22 protein-coding genes are annotated in these 24121 nt (G+C 69.4%); 9 read left to right on the forward strand and 13 right to left on the reverse strand.

The window, feature by feature from the left end; all coding sequences use genetic code 11:
- The first annotated feature begins 78 nt into the window (after nt 1–78).
- Nucleotides 79–1347 (forward strand): hypothetical protein, encoded by a 1269-nt coding sequence (locus ACOOGH_RS13455; protein WP_420449398.1) that lies wholly within the window; start codon nt 79–81, stop codon nt 1345–1347.
- A gap of 10 nt (nt 1348–1357) precedes the next feature.
- Here ACOOGH_RS13455 and ACOOGH_RS13460 read toward each other — a convergent pair whose 3' ends face one another.
- Nucleotides 1358–1663, reverse strand: coding sequence for a phosphoribosylanthranilate isomerase (locus ACOOGH_RS13460; protein WP_420449399.1), 306 nt, complete (start codon nt 1661–1663; stop codon nt 1358–1360).
- A 182-nt stretch (nt 1664–1845) separates the two neighbouring features.
- Between ACOOGH_RS13460 and ACOOGH_RS13465 the strand changes: the two genes are divergently transcribed.
- On the forward strand, nt 1846–1968 hold the full coding sequence (locus ACOOGH_RS13465) for a hypothetical protein (protein ID WP_420449400.1): 123 nt from the start codon (nt 1846–1848) through the stop codon (nt 1966–1968).
- A gap of 67 nt (nt 1969–2035) precedes the next feature.
- Here the strand turns inward: ACOOGH_RS13465 and ACOOGH_RS13470 are convergent, their stop codons facing one another.
- The 7 genes from ACOOGH_RS13470 to ACOOGH_RS13500 all read right to left on the reverse strand — a co-directional run bounded on the left by ACOOGH_RS13470 (nt 2036) and on the right by ACOOGH_RS13500 (nt 9709).
- Complete coding sequence (locus ACOOGH_RS13470) at nt 2036–3073, reverse strand: dipeptide epimerase (protein WP_420449401.1); 1038 nt, start codon at nt 3071–3073, stop codon at nt 2036–2038.
- A 43-nt stretch (nt 3074–3116) separates the two neighbouring features.
- Nucleotides 3117–4352 carry a M24 family metallopeptidase gene (locus ACOOGH_RS13475; RefSeq protein ID WP_420449402.1) on the reverse strand — a complete coding sequence of 412 codons (1236 nt, stop codon included), beginning with the start codon at nt 4350–4352 and terminating at the stop codon, nt 3117–3119.
- Between the two features lie 39 nt (nt 4353–4391).
- Nucleotides 4392–5360, reverse strand: coding sequence for a histone deacetylase (locus ACOOGH_RS13480; RefSeq protein ID WP_420450131.1), 969 nt, complete (start codon nt 5358–5360; stop codon nt 4392–4394).
- Nucleotides 5361–5387: 27 nt separating this feature from the next.
- On the reverse strand, nt 5388–6227 hold the full coding sequence (locus tag ACOOGH_RS13485; protein ID WP_420449403.1) for a sigma-70 family RNA polymerase sigma factor: 840 nt from the start codon (nt 6225–6227) through the stop codon (nt 5388–5390).
- Nucleotides 6228–6384: 157 nt separating this feature from the next.
- Complete coding sequence (locus ACOOGH_RS13490) at nt 6385–7188, reverse strand: metallophosphoesterase family protein (protein ID WP_420449404.1); 804 nt, start codon at nt 7186–7188, stop codon at nt 6385–6387.
- Entirely contained in the window at nt 7178–8224 is a 1047-nt protein-coding gene (locus ACOOGH_RS13495) for a radical SAM protein (protein ID WP_420449405.1), read from the reverse strand. Before ACOOGH_RS13495 ends, ACOOGH_RS13490 begins: the two co-directional genes overlap by 11 nt.
- Nucleotides 8225–8356: 132 nt before the next feature.
- The gene (locus ACOOGH_RS13500) at nt 8357–9709 is read right to left on the reverse strand and encodes an HD domain-containing protein (RefSeq protein WP_420449406.1); all 1353 of its coding nucleotides are present in this window, start codon (nt 9707–9709) and stop codon (nt 8357–8359) included.
- Nucleotides 9710–9863: 154 nt separating this feature from the next.
- On the opposite strand from ACOOGH_RS13500, the gene ACOOGH_RS13505 reads away from it, so the two are divergent.
- From ACOOGH_RS13505 to ACOOGH_RS13535, 7 genes are all read left to right on the forward strand, one after another.
- The gene (locus tag ACOOGH_RS13505) at nt 9864–10247 is read left to right on the forward strand and encodes a hypothetical protein (protein WP_420449407.1); all 384 of its coding nucleotides are present in this window, start codon (nt 9864–9866) and stop codon (nt 10245–10247) included.
- Nucleotides 10219–12351: a hypothetical protein gene (locus ACOOGH_RS13510; protein WP_420449408.1), complete on the forward strand. Its 2133-nt coding sequence runs from the start codon at nt 10219–10221 to the stop codon at nt 12349–12351. The genes ACOOGH_RS13505 and ACOOGH_RS13510 overlap by 29 nt, the downstream gene beginning before the upstream one ends.
- Before the next feature lie 154 nt (nt 12352–12505).
- The gene (locus ACOOGH_RS13515; RefSeq protein ID WP_420449409.1) at nt 12506–13138 is read left to right on the forward strand and encodes a (2Fe-2S)-binding protein; all 633 of its coding nucleotides are present in this window, start codon (nt 12506–12508) and stop codon (nt 13136–13138) included.
- A 13-nt stretch (nt 13139–13151) separates the two neighbouring features.
- Nucleotides 13152–15548 (forward strand): xanthine dehydrogenase family protein molybdopterin-binding subunit, encoded by a 2397-nt coding sequence (locus tag ACOOGH_RS13520; protein ID WP_420449410.1) that lies wholly within the window; start codon nt 13152–13154, stop codon nt 15546–15548.
- Between the two features lie 13 nt (nt 15549–15561).
- Nucleotides 15562–16560 carry an FAD binding domain-containing protein gene (locus ACOOGH_RS13525; protein ID WP_420449411.1) on the forward strand — a complete coding sequence of 333 codons (999 nt, stop codon included), beginning with the start codon at nt 15562–15564 and terminating at the stop codon, nt 16558–16560.
- The gene (locus tag ACOOGH_RS13530; RefSeq protein ID WP_420449412.1) at nt 16561–17433 is read left to right on the forward strand and encodes a cytochrome b/b6 domain-containing protein; all 873 of its coding nucleotides are present in this window, start codon (nt 16561–16563) and stop codon (nt 17431–17433) included.
- Nucleotides 17430–17816, forward strand: a complete 387-nt coding sequence (locus tag ACOOGH_RS13535; RefSeq protein ID WP_420449413.1) for a hypothetical protein — start codon at nt 17430–17432, stop codon at nt 17814–17816. The genes ACOOGH_RS13530 and ACOOGH_RS13535 overlap by 4 nt, the downstream gene beginning before the upstream one ends.
- A gap of 19 nt (nt 17817–17835) precedes the next feature.
- Here the strand turns inward: ACOOGH_RS13535 and ACOOGH_RS13540 are convergent, their stop codons facing one another.
- From ACOOGH_RS13540 to polA, 5 genes are all read right to left on the reverse strand, one after another.
- On the reverse strand, nt 17836–18561 hold the full coding sequence (locus tag ACOOGH_RS13540; protein WP_420449414.1) for a spondin domain-containing protein: 726 nt from the start codon (nt 18559–18561) through the stop codon (nt 17836–17838).
- Nucleotides 18562–18646: 85 nt separating this feature from the next.
- Nucleotides 18647–19135: a hypothetical protein gene (locus ACOOGH_RS13545; protein ID WP_420449415.1), complete on the reverse strand. Its 489-nt coding sequence runs from the start codon at nt 19133–19135 to the stop codon at nt 18647–18649.
- Between the two features lie 207 nt (nt 19136–19342).
- Nucleotides 19343–19768, reverse strand: a complete 426-nt coding sequence (locus ACOOGH_RS13550; RefSeq protein ID WP_420449416.1) for an NAD-dependent epimerase/dehydratase family protein — start codon at nt 19766–19768, stop codon at nt 19343–19345.
- 38 nt (nt 19769–19806) lie between these two features.
- Nucleotides 19807–21255 carry a serine hydrolase domain-containing protein gene (locus tag ACOOGH_RS13555; RefSeq protein ID WP_420449417.1) on the reverse strand — a complete coding sequence of 483 codons (1449 nt, stop codon included), beginning with the start codon at nt 21253–21255 and terminating at the stop codon, nt 19807–19809.
- Nucleotides 21252–24041, reverse strand: coding sequence for a DNA polymerase I (gene polA / locus ACOOGH_RS13560; protein ID WP_420449418.1), 2790 nt, complete (start codon nt 24039–24041; stop codon nt 21252–21254). Before polA ends, ACOOGH_RS13555 begins: the two co-directional genes overlap by 4 nt.
- Between the last annotated feature and the right edge of the window lie 80 nt (nt 24042–24121).

Genomic DNA, 24121 nt, shown 5'->3' on the forward strand with positions numbered 1-24121 from the left:
TGTTGGGAGGGCCAGGATCCTTCAAGTTGTGCGACCGGTTCTACCCCCTTTGAGTCCGTAGAAAATGAGGAGAGGGAATTGAGGGATATTCGGTATCTCGCGCTGGTCATGGCGATCGGGATCGCGTCGGCAACCTGCGGGGGACCGTCGCTCCCACCCGGGGCCTCGGCCGCCTCCGCGGCCGCGTACGAGGCCTGCGATGGGTTGGCGTGGGAGGAGAGGGGGGGATGCTATGAGACCCGCATCCTCGACGAACTCGACCAGGCCGGGATTGGCGCGGCGCTCGAGATGCTCGAGACGCTGGCTGCCGCCGACGTGACCGTGCGAGCGCAGTCCCATGTCTACACCCACGCGATCGGCATCAGTGCCTACTCGCCGGAGCGACCCTTCGCGGATGTGTTCTCGGAGTGCACGGAGCTCTTCCAGTCGGGATGCTACCACGGCGTCGTCCAGGCCTACTTCATTGCCACGGGTGAACCGAGCGCGGAAAGGGTTGTCGGGCTCTGCGAGCCATACGAAGCGGACCCCGGCGACCGCTGGCTGCTCTTCCAGTGTCTGCACGGCCTCGGACACGGGCTGACGATGTACTACGGCCACCATCTGCTCATGGCGCTCGAGGGCTGCGACCAGCTGACGACCAGATGGAACCGGGATTCCTGCTACGGCGGGGCGTTCATGGAGAACGTGGTCAACGCGATCGACCCCCATCATCCGGCGTCCGACCTCGTTTCCGACGGGACAGCCATGGGGGACGAGTCCGGGGAAACTGCGGAAGCGCCGGACCACGCGGAGAGCGCGCACAACCACGGGGCGATGGCGATGGCCGAAGGCATCGAGCCCTTCGAGCCGCTGCGTGCCGACGACCCGCACTATCCCTGTTCGATCCTGGACGAGAGGTACCTGACCTCCTGTTACCTGATGCAGACGTCCGCCATGCTCTGGCACAACGACGGGGACATCGCCGACGCGGCCTCGTCCTGTCTCGAGGCGCCCGACAGCTGGCGCGACGACTGTTTCGTGAGCCTGGGTCGTGACATCAGCGGTCGCACGCTGATGGATGAGCGTGCCGCCCGGAGTGAGTGCCAGAAATCGCCCGAGGATTACCGGGATTGGTGCTACGTGGGCATCGTCAAGAACTTCGTGGACGTCACCGCAAGAACCGAAGCCGGATTCGCCTTCTGCCGCGACGTGGAGGACTGGGCCAAGCCCCGGTGTCACCATGCCATGGGAGAGGAACTGTACTCGCTCTACGCGGATGAAGCCGGGCGGCGGGAGGCGTGCGAGGCGTCGGAGACGGAGGAACTCGCGGCCGAGTGCCGGCGGGGAGCCCTCGTGTCGTCGGACTAGCCGTACGACCTCAGCCGGCTGGCCCCTCTCCCCTGCCTCTCGCTTCACGCATAAAGCGTTGGAGGAGCGCTTCGTCGAGTAGCCCGTCCGTTCGCACCCCCGAGCAAACATCCACGCCGAAGGGACGGACCGCGTCCAGGGCCGCGGCCACGTTGGTCGGTCGGAGGCCGCCCGCCAGGTAGACCGGGCAGTCGGCCCGTTCGACGATAGTCCGGCTGTGATTCCAGTCGTGAACGCGCCCGGTACCCCCAAGCTGCCGCACGGGCAGGTCCGGGTTCCCCGAGTCGAGGAGGAGCGCGTCGACCAGCGGGGCCACCGCGACCGCCTCGTCGACCGAATGCTCTCCCCGGACGTTGAACGACCTGGACGAGCGAGACACCCGGCAGGCGGCGGCGCAGCCGGCGGAGGGCGCCGGGCGTCAGCCGATCCACCAGCTGCAGCGTGTCCGCCCCGGCGTGGCGTTCCTGGGCTGCGATTTCGGCGGGGTCCGTCCGCGACGTGAGCAGGAAGGTCGAGACGCCGCGCGGGCCCCCGGCCACAATGCGACGGATCGTCGCCTCGTCGATGATCCCCGGACCGCTCGGCATCGCCGAGACGAGCCCGATGGCGGTCGCCCCGTAGCGGGCGGCGAGCGCAGCCTCCTCGGGGCTCGCGATGCAGCAGATCTTGACCGCGGGCTCCCGGTGACTCAGGAGGGCGCCCCCGCGGCGGCGCGCTCGACACCGAGCCCCGGCCCGTCGGACAGGACGATCCGTCCCGCCTCGAGGTGCGGACCGCTGAACGGATCGGAGCGCAGGAGCGCGGCGCCATCCAGGTCCGCGTAGTCCACGAACGAGGCCAGGTGCGCCGCGGGTGCGATCCCGAGGCTCGTCTCCAGCATGCACCCGAGCATGACCGACAGGCCGCAGGCGCGGGCGGTGTGCACCATGCGCAGCGCTTCTCTGGGGCCGCCGCACTTGGCGAGCTTGATGTTGATGCCGTCGACCAGGCCGTCCAGCCGCGGGATGTCGCTCGCCACGATGCTCGATTCGTCCACGACGATGGGCAGAACCGCGCGCGAGCGGACGAAGGCCAACTCGTCGTTCTCCGTCGGCGGGAGGGGCTGCTCCACGAACTCAACGCCGTATTCGGCGCACATCGCAATCCCCTCCACGGCCTCTCGCGGCGTCCACGCCGCGTTTGCATCCACGCGCAGCACCTTGTCGGGGGCCGCGCCCCTGACCGCGCTCAGCCGCGCCTCGTCATCGGCACTCCCGAGCTTGATCTTGAGTATGGGCCAGACCTCCGCTTCGCGCGTCTTTCGGGCCATGACATCGGGTTCGTCCATGCCGATCGTGAACGAACTGAGCGGCGCATCGGCGGGCTCCAGACCCCAGAGCTTCCAGAGCGGAAGCCCGACGCGCTTTCCAACCCAGTCGTGCAGCGCCGCCGAGATCGCGGAGTGCGCCGACCCGTTGCGATGCAGGACGTGCACGAGGTCGCGCTCGATGTTCTCGAGCTGGAACGGGTCCTCCACCTCCTCGAGGCGAGGCGCCAGCTTGCGGAGCGCGGCCTCCACCGTCTCCGCCGTCTCCCCGTAGTACGCGGACGGAGGGGCCTCGCCCCAGCCTTCGATCCCCTCGTGCTCCAGTCGCACCCACACCAGATCGTCGCCCGTCTTCACGCCGCGGCTGATGCCGAACGGATGCGCCGTCTCAACGTGGAACTGCTCCCAGGAGATTTTCATCGGGTTATCATCGGCTGCTGTTCGGGTTTCCTTCGCAAGATCCTCAACCCTCGGTCGTCCGCCAGAGATTGTACTGGATGCGGGACGGGGTGACTTCGGGCCCATCCTCGCGCATGTAGACGTCGATCTCAGTCCGGTGGCCAAACCGTCCCTCCAGATAGACGCCGGGCTCGACGGAGAAACCGACGCCCGCCACGAGCCGCCGGTCGTCCCGCATCTCGATGCTGTCCAGCGTGGGGCCGACGCCGTGGAGTTCGCGGTCGATCCCGTGCCCCGTGCGATGGAAGATGGCGTCCTCGTAGCCGCGCGCGATGAGCGTGTCGCGGGCCGCCCGATCCGCGTCCGCGCCGGTGGCGCCCGGGTCCTCCCGGATGACTTCGACCGCCGCGTCGCGCGCCGCGACGACCGCCTGCCAGCTCGACACCACGTCCGGCGGCGGGGCCGGTCCGAGGAACCCCATCCATGTCTGGTCGGCGAAGACCGCGTCCGGTTCCCCCGCCACGCGCCCCCAAAGATCCACCATGAACACCTGGTTCGCCGTCAGAGTCGACGATCCCTCGGCCCGGGGTTCGTAGTGCGGCTTGGCGGCGTTGGGGCCCACGGCAACGATCGTGTCCGTTTCCGTCAGGCCCTCGGCGCGCAGGCGCGTCCGGATCCACTCGGCAAGGTCGTGCTCCGTGACGGGGACCGGCTCGCCGGACGTATCGAAGGCGGCGGCCGTCCCGGGATCCACCTCGGGCGTCAGCCCCACCGCCCGCACGGCAAGCTCGAATGCCGTTCGCGCGGTCCGCGCCAGGAGCTCGGCCGCCCCGTGGTGCAGTGCATGCCCGTGCGCGCCCCACTGGGCCGCGGTCCCGGAAATCAGGTCCACCGAACTGACCACCCGGGGCCCGAGCGACTCGACCAGTTCGACGACACCGGCGGGGACGTGGTCCACGTACGGGATCGAATCCCGGGGACTCACCTCCATCGCGACCGCTTCCGTGCCGTCGAGCATCCCGCGCAGCGCCGTCTCCATCTCGTCCCAGCCGACGTAGCTCGTAAGCCGGTGCGGCCATCCCTCCCAGCCGGACACCTCGATCTTCTGGACGAGCGCGTGCGGCGTCCGCCCCGGCTCGATGAGGACGAAGTACCGGCGCTTCTGGCCCTCGGGCAGCCCGACGAGGTGCGCCGCCAGCGGATTGAGGGCCCGGAAATCGTACAGCAGCCAGGCGTCGATCTTCTGTCGTTCGAGCTCGCGCGAAGCGGTCTCCAGGAAGGTGGCATCGAGGTCGGGCAAGGCCGGGCTCCTGTTGTGCGGAGCGCGTTGCGGGGGCGGTCAGCCCGTCGCGTCGCGCAGGGCCGTCAGGTGTGAGACGACGTTGCGTCCCAGTTCGTCGGGATTGTAACCGCCCTCGAGGAAGGAGACCACGCGGTTTCGGGCCGTGGCCCGCGTGCGCCCGACGACCTCGTGCGTCAGGGTGTCGAAGTCCGCCGGAGTGAGAGTGAAGCCGCCCAGAGGATCCTCCGCTCCCGCGTCGAACCCGGCGGAGATGAGCGTGATGTCGGGCTCGAAGCGGGCTATCGCCCGATCCACACCGTCGAGCAGCGTTTCCACGTAGCGCTCGGACACGAGGCCCGGGGGCATGGGCAGATTCAGCGTCGTCCCCTCCCCCGCCCCCCGTCCCCGTTCATCGGCGGACCCGGTACCGGGAAATAGCGGGTGCTGGTGCATCGAGAGGAAGAAGACGGAGGGATCCTCGTAGAAGATGTCCTGGGTCCCGTTCCCGTGGTGTACGTCCCAGTCCACGATCAGGACCCGCTCGACTTCCGGCCGGGCCAGCGCGTGACGGGCAGCCACGGCGATGTGGTTGAAGAGGCAGAAGCCCATGGCCCGCTCGCGCGTCGCGTGATGGCCCGGTGGCCGAACGGCGCAGAAGGCGGCGCGGCACGTTCCGTCGAGGACCGCGTCCACCGCTGCGACCCCGCACCCGGACGCGGCGACGGCGGCGTCCCAGCTTCCGGGGGAGACCGGCGTATCGGGATCGATCCGCACGAGCTGTCCGCTGTCGATGGACCGGTCGCAGATCGCTCGCACTCGTTCCACGTGTCCCGCCGTGTGGGCCCGCTCCAGGGCAGCGACCTCCGCCGGAGACGGCATGACGGGAAGGATATCCTCGTGAAGTTCGGGCAGCGCTCGCTCGAGCGCGCTCATCACGGCGCGCAGCCGACCCTGATGCTCGGGGTGGCCCCAGCCCGTGTCGTGCCGGCTGCAGTCGGGGTGCTGAAACAGGCCGACCGGCTTCAGCGCCGCCGCCTCGGGCCAGTGTTGTAGCTAGGTGGCAAAGGTCGCGAGGCTCTGCCCCTCGGAGCCTTCCCGCAACTCCCGCAGGGCCCGGTCACGGAGCTGCCGGACCCTTTCGCGCGTCACGCCCAGCAGGCGACCGATCTGCTCCAGCGTATGCGGGTCTTCGCCCTGCAATCCGTAGTACAGGCGGACTACGCGGGCGTCCCGCGGCCGCAGGCCCCGCAGGCCCTCGGCGATGTGCCGCTTCAGCAGGCGCCGTTCGACGATTTCCTCGACATCCGTCTCGTCCGCGAGGAACCGCTCCGCGAGGTCGCTGTCGTCGGCGGCCCCGATCCGCGCATCGAGCCGAACCTCCCGCGCGTTCAGTCTCCGCAGCAGCGCGACCGTAGGCACCCTCAACCCCGCCTCGTCCGCGATCTCCCGATCACTCGGTTCACGGTCGAGGGTCTGACGCAGTGCGCCCCGCACGCGGAGCATGCGCGCCAACTCGGTCGCCCGGTTGAGCGGCACCCGTACCGGCCTGCCCTGCTTCGCGATGGCGGACAGGATCGCCTGCCGGATCCACCACACCGCGTAGCTGATGAACTTCACGCCATGGTCCGGGTCGAACTTCCGCGCGGCGATGATCAGACCGACGTTCCCCTCCTGGATGAGATCCAGGAAGCTCAGTCCCTTGTTGCGGTAGCGTCGGGCAACGGAAATGACGAAGCGCAGATTCGCACGGACGAGGCGGTCGAGGGCGGACGCGTCGCCGCCACGAGCCGAGCGGGCGGTCTCACGCTCCTCGCCGGGGCTCAGGAGAGGATAACGACCCAGTTCCTCGAGGTAGCGGTCGAGGATGTTGGGCGACAAACCCTCGCGATCCATCGCAACTTCCTCTCTTTATTGGGCGTCGGCCCGGTCAGGCTGGTCAGGCCGATCTGCCGATTCGGGCTCCGTCGCGCACGGACCATCCGACGCTGCAACGAAAGCTAATGTGGTTCGGCCACCCCGCAAATCGGGTGCGGTAGAGCGCCGGGTGAGGTCAGAACCGGCCGCGAGCGCGTTCGCGAGCGGGGAGCACTTCGAGGCAGGTCGTCCACCAGCCTGTGAGGATCGTGTCTACGAACTCCTCCGGCAGCTCCTCGTCGCGCATCTCGCGTGCGAGCCGCTCATGGTCGTAGTCCACGGGGACGAACTCGAGGGCCGGCGGCGCCCCCGGAGCTGTCTCGAAGTCGAGAAGCGCGTACCAGACCTCCGTCCGCCCGTCGTTCGCGGGGCGGCCCAGCACCCCGACGTTCGCGAACAGCCGCCCGCCGGGGAGCGGGCGCTGCCACGGGATCCCCGTGTGGGTCGCGAGCACGATGTCCGCCTCGTACTCGCGGGAGAGCCAGGTCAGGAACTGCGTCGAGGTCGCGGATTCCCAGAGAAACTCGTTCATGCGCCGCGGGCTGCCGTGGCACATGAGCACGCGCGTGCCGTTCACGTCGAAGCGGATCTCGCCGGGCAGACGGCCCATCCAGCCGCGCCAGCGCTCGTGCGTGTTACGGAAAGTGTAGCGGTACGAGAGACGCGCGAAGTAGTTGTCGCGCGGATCGGTGTAGCCGCACTGGCAGTCGTCGAGGCCCCTCGCGACCGAGTCGTCGTAGTTCCCGCGCAGGACACGGACATCGTGGTCGATGAGGAGCGGAAAGATCCGGTCCGGATGGGGTCCGAACGCGCCCAGATCGCCGAGGCAGTAGAGGGCGTCCGCCCCGCGCGCGGTGGCATCTTCGATCGCGGCCGCAAGCGCCAGGTGATTGCTGTAGATCCCCCCGAAGACGGCGATCCGGCGTGGCTCAGGAGACATCCTGCCCGATGCCCCCGTAGTTGGAGCAGATCGCGCCGTGCAGCCAGCACGTGTGACACGCGGATTCGGCGAGCCGAACCGGCCCGGACGCCTCCTCCAGCGTCGAACCCATGCGCGCCGCCGGCGTCTCGATGAGGATGGGACAGGCGTAGATGCCGCGGTTCGTCACCACACGGCTCGAAGCGCACAGCAACTGGTTCGTCTCGTATCCCTCCATCATCGCCTCCGTCACCCGCTCCTCATCCCGGTAGGGGCGCACGCGCTCCGCCTCGCGTCCGATGCGAAGCGACGGGAGGATCTTCAACCGCGGGTTCTCGTATCCGAGCGCCCGCAGCCGGGCGACGAAGGCCTGCCGCACCTCTTCGTCCCGCTCCGGTTCCCACACCTGCGTGGCGGTGATGATCGGGAGGAAGCCCTCCTCGAGCAGCTTGCGGACGCCGTCCATGGCGCGGTCGAAGGTGCCCTCGCCCCGGATCGGGTCGTTTGTCTCGGGTGAAGGCCCATCGAGTGAGACGCGCATTTCGAGCGAGTAGCGGGCCGCGCGGGCGATCCGGGCGATGGGCTTCAGAGCCCGTGCCGGGAGCAGTGTCCCGTTCGTCAGCACGGAAGCGGGGCCGCGCTCCAGCGTCCGCTCGAGCATGGCCGGCAGATCGGGGTGCATGAAGGGCTCGCCGCCCGTGAAGTAGTACTCCTTGACGCCCCACGGCTCGGAGCGCTCCAGCCAGTCCTCGACCTCGGCCAAGGTGAGGTACTCGAAGCTGTGGTTGTCGGGGGCGCAGCTGATGAAGCAGTGGGTGCAGCGCAGGTTGCAGATCGTCCCGGTGACCTGGAACCACAGCGTATCCAGATGGTCTAGTTGCACGAGGGGCGCCTCGACGGCCGACCCGACAGCGGCCGACCCGGCACCGTTCGATGCGGCGCCGTTCGATGCGGCGCCGTTCGATGCGGCGCCGTTCGACGCGGGCGATGACGAGTGGATCCGGCGCGCTCGCGCGAGGTCTCGCTGTGTATCGATCGGCAGCGCCGATCCGGACATGGAATGCACCTTTTCGGGTGGTCTGGCGCGCTTGTCGCCCCTCTTATCGCCCACTGTTAAACCCCTCACCGCAGCCTGTTGATCCTACCGCGTGTGCGGCGGCGCGCGCGACCGGGCGGCGCGCTTGCTCCTTCAGGTCAGGAGCGCCGTTCCCGAGTCGAGCCGGGCCTCCACTTCTTCTTCCGAGGCCTCGATCAGCGCCAGCACGGGCTTCGGATCGCGGGGGGCGCAGGGCTCGAAGGAGAAGATGCGCAGCACGCGCGCGGAGTGGTGCAGGGAACGTCCGAGCCGCGGGATGTCGATGAGGCCCCGCTCGCCCAGCGTCGTCAGTCGGCGGACTTCGCCGTCGTTCCGCACGAGGAGCAGGTTGAGCTCGAGCATGCCCGGATAGCTCGGATAGTCGAGCATCACGGACCCCTCGGACAGACCCCACTCACGGGCCATGCGCCGCTCAAGCGCCGCCACGAGGTCCGCGCGACGTGACGGCCATGACGACAACGCGTTCGGGAGCTGGTCGCCGGTCAACTCCACCAGACGTTTCGGGAGACGCCGATCCACGAGCGTGCGGAGCAGTCGGGCGGCGCGACCGAGACTGGATGCGGGATCGAGGCCCGCGCCCGCCGACGAACGATCGATCCGCTGGTCGATGAGCGAGAGCAGTTCCTCGTCGCTGGGGCCCGCCAGGTCCTCCGGGGAGAGCAGGCCGCCATCGAGCGCCGTCTGTACGAGGCGCACGAACGTCAGCGTCGCGGCGCGGACGGCGTGGTGCCAGTAGACGTTGCGGAACATCTGATACTTCGAAAAGAGGAGCGTCTCCAGCGCGCTGAGTCCCTTCTCGCTGACCGCCAGTTCGAGCGGGTCCCCGGCCCCCTGGCGCGCCACTGTGAGGGCCGGGAGCAGCCGGTCCACATCCACGGCACCGTATGGCACGCCGCAGAAGAGGGAGTCGCGCCGCAGGTAGTCGATCTTGTCGAGGTCCAGCGATCCCGAGATCAGCCCCTGCAACGGGTGGCCCGACTGCCCGCGGATGAGGGCGCTGATTCGGCCCGCCGCGTCCGGGCCGTGCCGCTCGAGGACGCGCCGGATGGGGTCCGCCGCCATGAAGCGCGCCGCGATCTCCTCGTGGTCGCCCGGGATCGCCCGCGGGCCGAGTTCCTCCACCGCGTGCGAGAAAGCGTAGTGGCCGACGTCGTGCAGGAGCGCCCCGAGCCGAACGATCGGGAGTTCGGCGATATCCTCCGCGGTGAGCGCCTCGAGGTGTCCGTCCCGCTCGAGGAAGGAGATCGCCCGCGACACGAGATGGTAGACGCCGAGAGCGTGCAGGAAACGGTTGTGGACACCGCCGGGATACACGAGGTGCGCGAAGCCGAGTTGCTTGACCCGCCGCAGACGCTGGAACTGGGGCGCGTCGAGAATCTCCGCCGCGTCCTCGTCCACGCGGACGTTCCCCCACAGGGGATCACGGATCGTGCGAATTCTGGCCATGGGCGTCGCTGAACATGCTCCGGCGCGCGGTCAACGGGCAATCAAGGGACGCCGCCGTTATGCCGCCAGTTGGCGCGGGCGGCGGTGTTGCGGCACGGATGGGGCCCTTGCGAGCTTGCAGTCCTCAAGTGTCGCAAGCTGAACGGGAGGCGGCGTGGAGATCAAACGCGACCGGATGGTCCACCTCGGGTACGCGAAGTACTGGCGCTCCGACCAGATCGTCGGGCTGCTCCCCATCGAGGAAGATCGGGGACCCGGCAGGCGGACGGAGGTCTTCGTCGCCAGCAGGCCCGAGCCCGTCACGGCGTCTCGATCCGAGGCTTCGATCCTCCGGGACATGGCCTCGCTCCCGGACGAAGCCCGCGTCGCCGAGGCCGGCTCCATCGCCGAGGACCTCGTGGGAGCGCTGCGCGAACTGTCGCCGGTCCTCAAGCGTATGCTGAAGAATGAGCAGGGGTTCGACGTCGAGTACTGGGCCGGCAGACTCCGGCGGGTCATGGAGTCGGACGATGAGGGGCAGGAGGATCTCTTCGGCTGAGCCGCGGGCCGCAGCAGCGATTGCAGTGGCCTCCGCGGCGGCACTCTGGTTCGCCACCGCCGCCGGAGCTCAGCAACCCCCCGCGCCGGCGTCCTCGGATCCGCGGGTCGAGGCCGGTGATGGCTGGAACTCCGAGTCGGCCCTTCTCCTCATCGAGCGCGCGATCGATGCGCGGCGGCACGCCTGGGCCGACAGTGCGCTGGAGCGATTCCGCGCCGAGACCCGGAGTCACGTCTACTACCTCGGGGACTTTCTGGGGGAGCGGCACGTCATCCGGGCGGACCAGATCGCGCTCGATGTCCGCTGGCAGGCCCCGGACCGCACGATGCAGACGATCGTGGGGCGCCGTCACGAACGTCGGCTCCCGACGACCGTCGAGTACCACCTCGATCACCTCCTTCTCATCCTCGACAACTTCGGGGACCGGATCCGGCTGGGGGACGGCCACGAGATCGAGAACGTGCGGCATCCCGCCGGGGAGCGTGCTCTCGAACTCTACGAGTACCGGCTCGCCGACTCGCTCGAGATCCGGCTCCGCGACCGCACTGCCCGGGTTTTCGAACTGGAGGTCCGTCCCCGGGAGGCGACGGCGGCGGCCGCCGTCGGGTCGCTCTTCGTCGACCGTGAAACGGGAGCCATCGCGCGGATGCGGCTCACGTTCACACCCGCCGCCTATCGCGATCCCCAGATCGTCCGAGTCGTCCTGGACCTGCGCTCCGCCCTGTGGGAAGGCCGCTACTGGCTGCCCGACGAGCAGGATGTCGAGATCACGCGCTCGCTTCCCTGGTTCGACTTCCCTCTCCAGACGCTGGTCCGCACGCGCCTGCGTGTACTCGACTACCACTTCGACGAAGAACCCGCCTTCAGCCTCGCCCCCGGGCAGGTCGTGTACAGCTATCCCGAGGAGGACCTTGCCCGTTTCGACGCGTGGGAGACCTCGCTCTATGCGGGCCCACACGAGGCGGAAACGGCCGATGGCGACCTGGAAGAGGCCGTGGCCGACGCCCGCCGACTCCTGCTCCGTGAGCGGCTGTTCGGTGGAGGACGGTGGCAGCTCGCGCTCCCGAACGCGTCCGCGGGCCTCCGCGCGCGGCGCTCCGAGGGCCTGCTCGCGGGGGCTGGAGGCGCCTACCGGGCCGATGACCTCACCCGGGTGTCGTTCTGGGGCGGCTATCCGATGGGCGAGGCGCGACCCCAGGCGAGCCTTGGAGTCCGGCGGCGCCGGGGCCCGCTCGACGTGGAGGTGAACGGCTGGCTGCGGGTGAACCGGGACGCGGGTCCGGCGGCGGCGGCGGGCGTGCTGCGGACGGTCGCCCTGCTCGCGGAAGGAGAAGACTACGAGGACCCCTACTTCGCCACCGGCGGCCGGATGGGAATCGCCCGGACGACGGGCACGGTCCGCTGGCGCGTGGGTGCGTCTTTCGAGAGGCACGAGCGGGCGGAACTCGTCGTCGGGACCGAGCTGTTCGGAGACCAGCCGCTTCGCCCCGTACGGCCGGTCGACGAGGGGAAGCTGGCGCGTCTCGACGCGGGACTGACGGTGGAACTCGGGAGCGGTCCGGGCGCGCGCTGGGGACTGGAACTCGCCGGCGAAGCGGCGGCGAGCGGCGTCGGGGACTTCGGCTACACCCGGGCCACCGTCGCGTTGCGGGGAGCCCGGGGGAGCCCGGACGGTGCGTGGAACTGGGCGAGTGACGTGGAGTTCGGCCTTGCCGGCGGGGAGTTGCCGGTGCAGCGGCTCTTTCTGCTCGGCGGCCGCGGGTCGCTCCCCGGGTACGGATTCCGCGTCTGGGGCGGCGATCGCATGGCCCTGTGGCGGGCCGAGGTGTCCCGCGCCATGGCGTCGCCGTGGGTGCGGCTGCGCGCCATCGCGGCGGTCGGCTGGGCCGGCCTCGGGAGCGTCGGGGAGGATGCCGCGCGCCGCTTCGGAGTGAGCGGTAGCGAGGGCATGCGCGCCTCGGTCGGGCTGGGCCTCGGACTCTTCTGGGACATTCTTCGCGTCGATGTCGTACGCGGCCTCCGCGACGCTTCGTCGCCTGCGGAGCGCGCAGGAAACTGGATTCTCCTCCTTTCCGTGGACCCCCGGTTCCGCGGGATCCTCTGACGCCCCCGCCGGGAGGGTGGCCGGCAGTCTTGTTTCCCCGGGCGGGGGATGTAAGGATTTACCGTGGATTGTCGCGTCTCCCCGGTGGAGACGGGGCGCGCGCGACGCAAACGCGACGCGAAGCGTAATAAGGTCTCCCGTTTGAGGTTCGCCCATGAGTGACGTCGAGATCACGACCGAGACCCCGACCGGTCATTCCCGCAGGACGTTCATTAAGGGGGTCATCGCGACCGGCGCGGTGGTCTCCTCCTCCAGCCATCTCTTCCGGGCCCGGAGCCTGTCGGCCAGCGCGGCGGTGCGGGCGTCGATGCCCCGCATGATCTCGTTGAACGTGAACGGCGTGTCGCGTTCGGTGGACGTCATGCCGCAGGAGACGCTGGCGATGACGCTGCGCTACAAGCTCGGGCTCACCGGCACGAAGCTCGGGTGCGACCGCGCGGAGTGCGGCGCCTGCACGGTGCTCATCGACGGGGTCTCGCACTACGCGTGCTCGATGCTGACGAACGTGGTGCGCGACCGGTCGGTGACGACGATCGAGGGGCTCGAGGGCGCGGACGGGACGCTGCACCCGGTGCAGCAGGCCGTGATCGACGAGGGCGGATTCCAGTGCGCCTTCTGCGCGCCCGGCTTCATCATGAGCATGGTCGCGCTCACCAACGAGAATCCCGAGCCTACGCGCCAGGAGACGGCGGAGGCCCTCTCCGGCAATCTCTGCCGCTGCGGGGACTACAACAAAATCCTGAACTCCGCCATGCGTGCCGCCGAGTACGCGCGGCGCATGGTGTGAGGGGAGGACGATCATGGCACTAATCGGACAAGACATTTCGCCGCCGGATCTGCGCGCGAAAGTCACGGGACGAGCGAAGTACGCGGAGGACTTCCGGGCGGAGGGGATGGTGTTCGCCAAGCTCCTCTTGAGCCCCATGCCGCATGCCCGCGTGCGCAGCGTTGACGCGAGCCGCGCGCTGGCCATGCCCGGCGTACTCGGGATCCTGCGGGCGAGCGAGGTCAACCAGCCCGAGGCCCCCGGCGAGGCGTCGCTCACGGATGAGCCGAAGTACGTGGGCGAGCCGATCCTTGCGCTGGCGGCGGTCGACGAGACGACGGCGGCGGACGCGATCGAGGCGATCGACATCGACTTCGAGCCGCTCCCGTTCGCGATCGATCCGCTCGACAGCCTGCGGCCCGGCGGCCCGGACGCCCGTCTCGAAGGCAACGTCATGCGCTTCGGGGAGAACGGGCGCGAACTCGTGTCCCTGAAGTGGCCGCAGGCGGAGTTCGACGCGGCCGAGGCGGAGGGCCGGCTGCCGATGGGCGAGCCGACCGACGAGTGGGAACACGGCGACCTCGACGCGGCGTTCGCCGACGCGGACTACGTCCTCGAGGACACGATCGTACACCAGTCGCTGACCCACCATCCGATGGAGCCGCGAAGCTCCATGGCGTACTGGGAGGACGGCCGCTGCTACCTGTACGGGTCGACCCAGAGCACGCAGCGCGCTCACCAGGCGATCGCGGCCCAGCTCGATCTGGAGCCCGAGGAGCTCGTCTTCGTGGGCCAGTATTGCGGCGGTGGATTCGGCTCGAAGATCGCCGGCGTCCCCATCTACCAGGCCACGGCGCTCCTCGCGAGGAAGATCCAGCGGCCGGTGATGATGCGGATCAACCGCTACGAGGAGAACTACATCGGCCGGGCTCGCCCCGGTTTCCAGGCGTGGACGAAGATGGGCTTCCGGAACGACGGGAAGATCACCGGCATCGACCTCTACATCGTCCAGGACCACGGGCCGTACGGGCGGTCGGGGGACTACAACACCGCCGGCGCCGTCACGGACCTCATGTATCAGCCCGATGCGATGCGCTTCCGCGGCCTCACGCTCTACACGAACACCCCGCCCCGGGCGGCGCAGCGGGGGCCGGGCGGCGCGCAGATCGTCGCCATGCTCGAGCCGCTCGTCGACAAGGCGGCGCGCGAACTGGGGATCGACCGGGTGGAGATACGGAAGATCAACGCCCCCACGCACGACTCGGAGTTCGGGCCGCAGCGAGCGACGACGACGAGCGCCTTCGTGCGCGAGGCGATCGACGCGGGCGCCGAGCGGTTCGACTGGGCCGGCAAGCAGGCGCTCAGCGGACAGCGAAACGGCACGAAAGTCACGGGCGTCGGCGTCGGCCTGAGCCCGTACGTCGGCGGCTCGTCGGGTTTCGACGGGCTGCTCCTAATCCGCCCCGACGGGACGCTGTACATCCACCAGGGGATCGGAAACCTCGGGACGCATTCGATGGCGGACACAGCCCGGGCCGCGGCGGATGAACTCGGTCTCGAGTGGGACGACTGCGCGGTCATCTGGGGCGACAGCTCGCAGCACCATCCCTACAGCTCGGTGCAGGCGGGGAGCCAAACGATCCACGCGCACACGCGAGCCAACTACGCCGCCGCGCTCGACATGAAGCGGAAGCTGCAGGAGGTCGCGGCCGCCGCGCTGGGCGGCTCGGCAAGCGGCTACCGGGTCGGGGGCGCGCGCGTGACCGGGCCGGGGGGCTCCCTGAGCTTTGCGCAGGCCGCCGAGCGCGCCATCGCCATGGGCGGCGAGTACTCCGGCCAGGAGTTGCCGGAGGACATCAACGACTACACTCGGGCTTCAGCCACGCAACTCGCGGGCCAGGGCCTGATGGGCGTGGCCCGGGACAACTTCTCGCACGAGGGTTCGACCTGGTCGTGGGTCGTGGGCTTCGCGGTGGTCGAACTCGACACCGAGACGGGCGACGTGCGACTCGTCGACTACACCGGTTCGGCCGACTGCGGGGTCGTCGTGCACCCGCGCAGCCTCGCGGCGCAGATCCACGGCGGCAGCGTGCAGGGCTTCGGCCAGGCGCGCAGCCAGAAGTGGGTGTTCGATCCGAAGTGGGGCGTGCCCTTCGCCCACCGGCTCTATACGGCGAGACCGCCCGGCATCCTCGATGTGCCGCTCAGCATGGACTGGGCGGCGGCCGGCGAGCCGGACCCGCAGACGCCCATCGGCGCCAAGGGGATCGGAGAGCCCCCGGTCGGAGCCGGGTCGGCGGCGGTCACCTCCGCGATCGCGGACGCGCTCGGCGGGCGCTGCCTGTGCCGGATCCCGCTGACGACCGACGTGATCCTGGCCGAACTCGAGGGCCGGGCCCAGCCGCACGCACTCACCGAGATCCACAGCTAGGGGAGATAGAACGATGGCCGTGATTCGCGACATGATGCCCGCGTTCGAGCTCTTCCAGCCGACGAGCGTGGACGAGGCGCTGGACGTACTCGAGCGCCACGATAACACCTGGGTCCTGGCCGGCGGCCTAGACTCGATGGACTGGTTCAAGGACCGCATCAAGCGGCCCGACGTCATCGTCGAGCTGGGCTCCGTGAGCGAGCTGACAGGGATCCGCGCGAGCGGGGACGGGCTCGAGATCGGCGCCATGACCTCGCTCCGCGATGTGGCGGCGAGCGAGGAGGTGCGATCCCGGTTCGGAGTCCTCGCCGAGGCCGCGGCCGAGGTGGCGACGCCGCAGATCCGGAACCAGGGGACGCTGGGCGGCAACCTCATCCAGGACACGCGCTGCTGGTACTACCGCGGCGGGTGGCCGTGCTACCGCGCGGGCGGGAACATCTGCTACGCGGGGACGCCCCGGTCGATGAACCGTGAGCACGCCGTGACCGGGCAGAGCCGCTGCGTGGCCGTCAACGGGGCGGACACGGCCGGGGCGCTCGTCGCCCTCGGCGCGCAGATGATGGTGCGGAGCTCGAGCGGCGAGCGCGTCTACGAGGCCGAGGACTTCTTCGTCGGCCCGGAGATCGATATTCAGCGCATGACCGTGCTGGAGCCGGGAGATCTCCTGACGCACGTGCGCATCCCCGGCGACTGGGCGGGCGCGCGCTTCTACTGGGAGAAGGTCCGCGACCGGAAATCGTGGGACTGGGCGCTGGCCAGCGTCGCCGCCGCGATCGTGGAGTCGAACGGCACGATCGAGCGCGCCCGGATCGCGATCAACGGCGTGGCCCCGACGCCGGTCAGGCTGACCGACGTCGAGGATCTGATCCAGGGGATGGCGGCGAGCGACGCCACGGGCATGGCAGCCGGAGAACTCGCCACGCGCGGCTTCAAGCCGCTGCGCCACAACGACTACAAGGTACCGCTTGCGCGGAATCTCGTCCGGCGCGCGGTGCGAGGAGACATGGCCTAAATGGAGATCCTCAGAACGGCGCCGAATCCCTGGGGCCAGGAGGTACTCGTCGGCGTCGCCTGGGATCTGCTCTGGGCCGCTGCCATCGCCGGCTTCGTGTTTGTGGTCGGACACCATTTGTACGTCTGGATCATGGCGCCCAAGGCGCCCAAGAGCGCGCCGGAGGCGGCTCCCGAGGTGCCCGAGCGCGTGGAGCGCCACTCACAGGCGTCCCGGACGTTCCACTGGCTGATGGCGGCGACCATGCTCACGCTGCTGGTCACGGCCTTCTTCCCCGTGATCGGCGTCCAGTTCGCCTGGGTCACCATTCACTGGATCGCCGGCGTCGTCCTCACCCTCCTCATCATTTACCACATCATCCACGCGACGACGAAACAGGACTTCTGGTCCGTGTGGACCGGGACGAAAGAACTCGGGCAGGCGTTCCGGGCGGTCGGAAAGTTCCTGCGTCGCCAGCCCGCCAAGGAGGAGCGGTCCGGGAAGTATCCGCTCGACCAGCGCGCCTACCACAACGCTGTGACGCTCGTCTCGATCGGCGTGATCGTCACGGGGATCCTCATGATGGTGGGGGTCGACACGTGGTTCTGGGCGAGCAATCCGTACTTCCTCTCCGACTCCACATGGGGGCTCGTGTTCGTGATGCACGGGCTGTGCGGGGTCGGGCTCGTCACGATGGTCATCGCCCACGTCTACTTCGCCATCCGGCCCGAGAAGCGCTGGATGACCCGCTCCATGATCAAGGGCTGGATCACGCGCGAGGAGTACCTCGAGCACTACGATCCCGCCATGTGGGCGCTGGGGACGGAGGGCGCGGGGGCCGATGCCGGCGGAGAGGCGTCGTCTGCGGATCCCGACGGGGTCGTGCCCGCTTGAGCCGCGACGAGCTGAAGGCTCACATCGAGGTCCTCGAAAAGGCGTACGAGTTCTTCCTCTCCTACGCCGCGCTCGGCGCCGAGCAGGAGGAAGCCTCGAAGGTCGGCGGCCAGTTGCGGGAATACCTGGGCCGCGCGGATGCCGCGCTCCAGGCGTTGGCGAACCACCTCGGCGGCCTCGTCGCGGCGGAGGGACTCGAACCGGCCGGCGCCTACGAAGAGATGATCGGCGTCACGTCCGCGGACGCCGCCCGCGCCGGGGCGGCCGTGCGGATCGTCCTCGCCCAGGAGACGATCAGTTCACAGTTGATCGACAACCTCAACGCCTCGTCCCACCTGCGAGCGCTCCTCACCGACCTCTTCCTCCTCGACGACGTCGTCTGACCCGGGCCCGAGCGCCCCTCTACCCATCCGTGCGGGTGAAGGTAAAGGTGCCGATGGGTTCGTCGGAGAAGGGATTCACGCCCCGCAGGCTGTGGATCGGTTCCCTGGGCTGCGTATCGTCGTTGGCCGAATTGTAGGCAGTGCCGCTGTCCGTCCCCGCGTCGTAGGGGTAGAGGACGACCTCGAGTTCGCCGATCCAGTCTCCCGCAGCGTCCCGTAGCGACAGGCCCGACACACCCACGAACCAGTCCGGGCTCGGGGCGATCATCGTGACCACCGTGACGAGCGGGAAGTCCTCGCGAAGCGTGACCGCTTGAATCGTCGTGCTTCCGGGGCTGCGGATCCCGGACCCGTTAATGACCGCCAGCGCGTCCCCCGGGATTTCGGCGCGGATTTCCGCGGTGAGAGTGCTGGTGCCACCGGTCTCCGCCATGCTCTCGATCCCCGGCGTAGCAGTGCCGTCCGGTGCCCAGAAGGTCACGTCTTCGTCGTGCACTACGCCGATCAGCGGAGAGAAATGCGCCCCTCCCGGGAAGTTCGTCGGATGAGTGGAGGCGCTCCACGTCGCCTCGAAGACCACGCGGTACGTCGCAGTGGTCGCCGCGGCCGGGGGCGGCTCGGGCTCCGGGTCCGGCCTCGGCCCCGGGTCGGTCGCGGAACCGCCGCACGCGAGCGTGGCTGCGAGGACGGTCGCGAGCGCGGGCCGCCGGATCGGGGCGTTCAGGAGCTTCGAGATGGGTGTCATGAGGGCTCAGACCGCCGCAGTCCGAAAAAAGTTCCGAGCGGCGGCCAGCGCCCCGAGGGCTCGATTCCCGCGGTTCACGGCGTCTTCAGGCCCTGGCGTGCCAGGCGGCGAGGACCTCGGCTTCCAGCTCGGCGGGGAGGCCGGCCACGGGGGCGGCGCGGCGCGCCTCGGATAGCGAGTTCCACCATTCGACCGTGTCGCGGGCGGTGTCGGCGAGGGGACGGAAGGTGAGCCCGGCCTGCGTGGCGGCCGCCACCGAGACCTGGTTCATCCCGACCGTCTGCCCCTCGGGCGGCGTCCAGTTCGTCATGTGCATCCACGGCGCCACCTCGTGCTCGGCCATGAACGCGGTCGGCACCCAGGTGAAGGTGGCGTCGGAACCGAAAGCCCCGCGGATCTCCTCCAGCATGTCGCCGAACTGCTGCACCTCGCCCGTCGCGTTGTACGTCCCCCCGTGTCCGGGCGTCTCGACGAGGCGCACGATCCACTCGGAGAGGTCGCGGGCGTCGACGTTCTGCACCGGATCGGCGGGGGTATTGGGCGCCATGACCTCACCGCCGCGGGCGACGCGCACCGGCCAGTACGTCCAGCGGTCGGTGTTGTCCCCGGGCCCGATGATGAGACCGGGACGGACGATGATCGCGTTCTCCCCGAACGCCTCGCGCGCGTAGGCCTCGCAGCGCGCCTTCCTCGGTCCGTACTGGCCGTCGTCCTCCGCCTCGTCCGGCGACAGCTGCCCGACGTGGTAGTCCTCGTCGATCCCGACCTGTGCGAAGTCCGCTTAGGCGGAGATGGAGGAGACGAAGAGGTAGCGGTCGACCTGGTCGCGGAGGAGTGCAGCCGTCGACGCGACCCAGCTCGGGTAGGAGGCCGAGTTGTCGATCACCGCGTCCCACTCGCGGCCCTCGAGCGCGGACAGGTCGCTCGTCCGGTCGCCGATCAGGTGCTCGACGCGGTCGAAGTAGTCGTGGTAGAACGGGGGTTCGGTCTGCCCGCGCGTGAAGATCGAGATCTCGTGGCCGCGATCGAGCGCGTACTTCACCTGGTGGGGGCCTATGAAGCGCGTCCCGCCGAGGATGAGGATGCGGAGAGGATCCCCGCCTCCGCCGGCGCAGGCGGCCGAGCCGAAGGCGCCGAGTACGCCGAGCGCGCCACCGGCGCGGGCGGATGTCTGCACGAACTCTCGTCGGGTTTGCTTCCACGCCATCGTGATCTCCCCTTTTCCTGTCTTCCCTGCGTTGCTGGCTAGCGGCGGATGGCGACGATGCTGCCCACCCTGACCGTCATCTCGTCTCCGTCGAGGCTGAAGTGGGCCTCGCGCCCAGTATCGGGATCGAAGAAGGACGCGTCGCTCAACGGCCACAGCACGGCCCGGCTCGGGCCCTGGCGCAGCGTGAGCCCCCGTTCGTCCGGCTCGAAGCGGAACTCGGCGCCCAGTTCGGGCGCGACATAGGTGCCGAGGTACCGATCGCGCACTTCGGTCGGAACCTCCACCGCCACCTTCTCTTCGGAAAGGGGGCCGGACCAGCCGTACGCGTGGGCGACCGTGATCGCGATCTCGGATGCGAGTTGGCTCCCCGAGTCGGAGTTCGTCATCACGAAGATGCCGTCATCCCCGTCGATGTAGGCCGCGAACGTAGAGCGGAAGCCCTGGTTGGAGCCGCCGTGCTGAAAGCGTTCGCCGTCAGGGGAGATGGCCGGGCCCAGGCCCCAGTCGTCCGCGTCCGGCGTCAGCATCTCGCGGGCGAGCGCTTCGCCCAGCAGGAGGTCCGACTCGCCCCTCCGCGCGCGCTGCATCTCCCGGGCGTAGAGCGCGAGTTCGCTCGGCGTCGTCCACAGGCCGGCGGCCGCCTGTTCGGGATAGGTGTGCCACCCGCCGGGGACGCGCTCGCCGTTCGGCCGGTAGCCGGTCGCGATGTCGTCCTGGCGCTCAGGCGGGATCGGCTGCTCGTACGTCGAGCGTGACATGCCGATCGGACCGAGGACTCCCTCTCGCATGACGGTGGCGAACGGCTTGCCGTGGACGTCCGCCACGAGCTGCTGCATCACGGTGTATCCACCGCCCGAGTAGCGCCAGCTCTCGTCGGGCGCCTTGTACGGACGCACGGGGTCGGTGTTGCCGCGGCCGTCGAGGACACCCGGCCCGTCCGGCACCTCCTCGCCCGGGCCGTACCCGGGGAAGCCCCACACGGTGAGGCCGGCCCGGTGCGTGAGGAGCCCGCGCAGGGTGACGGGCGCCTGCTCCGTGAACTCGTTCCCCGGCACCTGCCAGCTCGTAAGGTGCGCGTTCACGTCCCCATCGAGTTCGACCTGGCCCGACTCGACGAGCCTGAGTGCGCCGAGCGCGGCCACGGGCTTCGAGATCGACGCGGCCTGGAACAGCGTGTTCGGCGTCACGGGCCGACCCGACTCGACGTCGGCGAGCCCGTAGCCCCGGGCCCAGGCGATCTCGCCGTCGACGAGGACGGCAACGCTGACGCCGGGCACGCCCAGTTCGGCCATGCGGTCGAGGAGCGAGGGCCGCGCGACGGGCTCGCCGCGGATCGTGAAGGTCGGCATCAACGCCGATTCGACGAGCGCCTCGGGGGACCCCTCCGCCGCCCCGTCCGGCGGCGACCCATCGGGCGAGGGGGCCTGCGCGCACGCGAGGGCGGACGAGGTCCAGGCGATGAGGGCGATACGGGCTGTGTTCACGGTCCCTTCCCGAACTTGCAGTCGTACCAGCTGCGGCCGATACCGAGATCTACGCGCAGGGGAACCGCCAGCTCGATGGCCCCCTCCATCTCTTCGCGCACGACCCGGCCGATGGCTTCAACGTCGGACTCCGGGGCTTCGATGAGCAACTCGTCGTGTACCTGCAGCAGCATGCGCGCGTCGGTCCCCGCGAGCCGCTCGTGCAGCCGGATCATCGACACCTTGATGAGGTCCGCCGCGGACCCCTGGATGGGGGAGTTCGTCGCGGTGCGTTCGCCGTAGCCGCGAATCCCGGGGTTCCTGGACCGGATTTCGGGGATGTACCGCCGACGTCCGAACAGCGTCTCGACGTAGTTCTGCTCCCGGGCCAGTTCCTTCATCTCCTCGAGGTAGGCCGCGACGCCCGCGAACCGTTCGAAGTATCCGGCGATGAATTCGCTCGCCTGCGTCCGTGAGATACCGAGCTGCCGGGCGAGCGCGAACGGGCCCTGTCCGTAGATGGTCGCGAAGTTGATCGTCTTCGCCTGCTCGCGCATGGTCGGCGTCACGCCATCCGGCTCGACCCCGAAGATCCGGGCCGCCGTCTCCCGGTGGATGTCGCGCTCCGCGCGGAACGCCGCCACGAAGGCGTCATCCTGCGAGAGGTGCGCCATCACGCGAAGCTCGATCTGGGAGTAGTCCGCCCCCACGAAGGCGTGGCCGGGCGCGGCGACGAACCCCTTCCGGATCTCGCGCCCCAGCGCGCGCCGGATCGGGATGTTCTGGAGGTTGGGGTCCGAGGAGGAGAGGCGACCCGTCGCGGCGACGGTCTGGTTGAAGCGGGTGTGGATACGCCCGCAGGCGTCGATGAGCCTCGGGAGTACGCTCACGTACGTGCCGTCGAGCTTGTCGAGTTCCCTGTGTTCGAGGATCAGACGCGGGAGTTCGTGGCCCATGGTGGCGAGTTGTTCGAGCACGGACTCGTCCGTCGAGGGGCCGGTCTTCGTCTTCTTGAGGATGGGCAACGCGAGCTGGTCGAAGAGAAGCGCTCGCATCTGCGGCACGGAGCGGAGGTTGACCTCGGTGCCGGCGATCTTGTGGATCTCCTCGCGCACGGCGTCGAGGTCGCGGCGCAGTCGGGCGCGCAGATCGCCGAAGAAGTCGAGGTCGATCGCGATGCCGGCCCGCTCCATGCCGGCGAGGACGGTGACGAGCGGCATCTCGACCTCGCGGAAGAGGCGGCCCATCCCGGTACGCACGAGATCGGCTTCGTCGACCTTCGCGAGGCGGTGAAGGAGGGCGGCGCGGGGGCCGGCCCATTCGGCGGCGCGCGCGGGCTCGACCGTTGCCAGAGGGAGACGGTTCCGTCCGGTGCCCGTGACGGCGTCGCGCGTCTCGAGCGCGACGCTCAGGCGGTCGGGACCGAGGGTGGAGAGGGCGCGGTCGCGGCGGGCCGGATCCAGGCAGTAGGAGGAGATCTGCGTGTCGAACGAACCGTCGTCGTCGAGCCCCCCCAACTCGACTCCGTGCCGACGCAGAAGCTGGGCGGCGTACTTCAGATCGTGCCCGAGCTTCGGCGTGTCCGAGGCGAGCAGTGCGCGCAGGCCTCGCATGCCGGACGACGTCAGCTCCGGCAGGCCGACGGTCTCGCCCGCGTCGAAGGCGAGGGTGGGATTCCCCGCCGCATCGTGCTGCACCTCCGGGGCCCGGTGCCCGAGAGGCAGGTAGAAGGCGCGGTCTTCGGCAGCGGCGAGGGCGAGACCGACGAGATCGGCGCCGAGCGGGTCATCGGAACTGCCGGTCACGAAAAGCCCGATCCGCGGCGCGCCGGCGAATTCGGCCAGCACGTCGCTCAGCCCGTCCGTATCGGTCACGACATCTACCCGCGGCGCGAAGCGCTCCGCCTCGGCGGCCGGAGCCTCCAGTTCCCTGAGCAGGTTGTGGAACTCGAGGTCGCGGAAGACGGTCGCCGCCTTCCCGGCATCGAGTGAACGTGACCGGAGGCCCTCGAGATCCAGGCTCACAGGCGCATCGGTGCGGATCGTCACCAGCTCCCTGGAGCGTCGGGCGTCGTCCGCATGCTTCAGGAGCGCGTTGCGGGCCCTCGCGGTCGTGATCTCTTCCGCCCGCGTCAGGATCGACTCGAGGTCTCCGAACTGCCGGATGAGAGCGGGCGCGGTCTTCTTCCCGATGCCCGGCACGCCGGGGACGTTGTCGGACGAGTCGCCGAGGAGCGCCAGGAAGTCGGTCACGCGCTCCGGGGGCACGCCGAACCGCTCCTCGGCGTTGTCCGTCGTTACCCACATCTGTTCCACGCCGGCAGGTCCGCCGCGGCCCGGATTGAGCAGCACGGTATGGTCGTCGACGAGTTGGTGGAAATCCTTGTCTCCGGAGACGATGACCGTGCGTAGCCCGTGGTCCGCGGCCTCCTGCGCAAGGGTCCCTATGACGTCGTCCGCCTCCCACCCTTCCGCTTCGATCACGGGCACGCGGAAGGCGTCGAACACTTCCCGGCACCTGGGGAGCGACGCCCGGAGTTCGTCGGGCATCTTCTCTCGCGTGGCCTTGTACTCCGGGTAGACCTCGGTGCGAAAGCTGTCACCGGCATCAAAGGCGACGCCGAGATAGTCGGGTGCCTGATCGGCGATCAGCCGCATGAGGAAGCGAGCGATTCCGTACGGGGCGGACGTGTTCTCGCCGCTCGATGTGGTCAGCGGCCGGTTGATCATGGCGAAGAACGCGCGGTAAATGAGCGCGTAGCCGTCGAGGAGGAAGAGCGACGGACGAGCCGCCCGGGAGGTCTTCACCGCGCCTGGCGCTGACACGCGGCGTTCACGGGCCGTCGGGGAGGATCAACATGGCACCCATGTATCGCGGCGGGGCTGCC

The sequence above is a fragment of the Candidatus Palauibacter sp. genome (assembly GCF_965213655.1).
Classification (GTDB): Bacteria; Gemmatimonadota; Gemmatimonadetes; order Palauibacterales; family Palauibacteraceae; genus Palauibacter.

Coding starts and splice junctions, on each gene's coding strand:
- ACOOGH_RS13470 (WP_420449401.1), bottom strand. CDS start 3,073: ATGAAAATCTCCTGGGAGCAGTTCCACGTTGAGACGGCGCATCCGTTC.
- ACOOGH_RS13485 (WP_420449403.1), bottom strand. CDS start 6,227: ATGGATCGCGAGGGTTTGTCGCCCAACATCCTCGACCGCTACCTCGAG.
- ACOOGH_RS13490 (WP_420449404.1), bottom strand. CDS start 7,188: ATGTCTCCTGAGCCACGCCGGATCGCCGTCTTCGGGGGGATCTACAGC.
- ACOOGH_RS13495 (WP_420449405.1), bottom strand. CDS start 8,224: ATGTCCGGATCGGCGCTGCCGATCGATACACAGCGAGACCTCGCGCGA.
- ACOOGH_RS13500 (WP_420449406.1), bottom strand. CDS start 9,709: ATGGCCAGAATTCGCACGATCCGTGATCCCCTGTGGGGGAACGTCCGC.
- ACOOGH_RS13510 (WP_420449408.1), top strand. CDS start 10,219: ATGAGGGGCAGGAGGATCTCTTCGGCTGAGCCGCGGGCCGCAGCAGCG.
- ACOOGH_RS13515 (WP_420449409.1), top strand. CDS start 12,506: ATGAGTGACGTCGAGATCACGACCGAGACCCCGACCGGTCATTCCCGC.
- ACOOGH_RS13520 (WP_420449410.1), top strand. CDS start 13,152: ATGGCACTAATCGGACAAGACATTTCGCCGCCGGATCTGCGCGCGAAA.
- ACOOGH_RS13525 (WP_420449411.1), top strand. CDS start 15,562: ATGGCCGTGATTCGCGACATGATGCCCGCGTTCGAGCTCTTCCAGCCG.
- ACOOGH_RS13530 (WP_420449412.1), top strand. CDS start 16,561: ATGGAGATCCTCAGAACGGCGCCGAATCCCTGGGGCCAGGAGGTACTC.
- ACOOGH_RS13540 (WP_420449414.1), bottom strand. CDS start 18,561: ATGACACCCATCTCGAAGCTCCTGAACGCCCCGATCCGGCGGCCCGCG.
- ACOOGH_RS13550 (WP_420449416.1), bottom strand. CDS start 19,768: ATGGCGTGGAAGCAAACCCGACGAGAGTTCGTGCAGACATCCGCCCGC.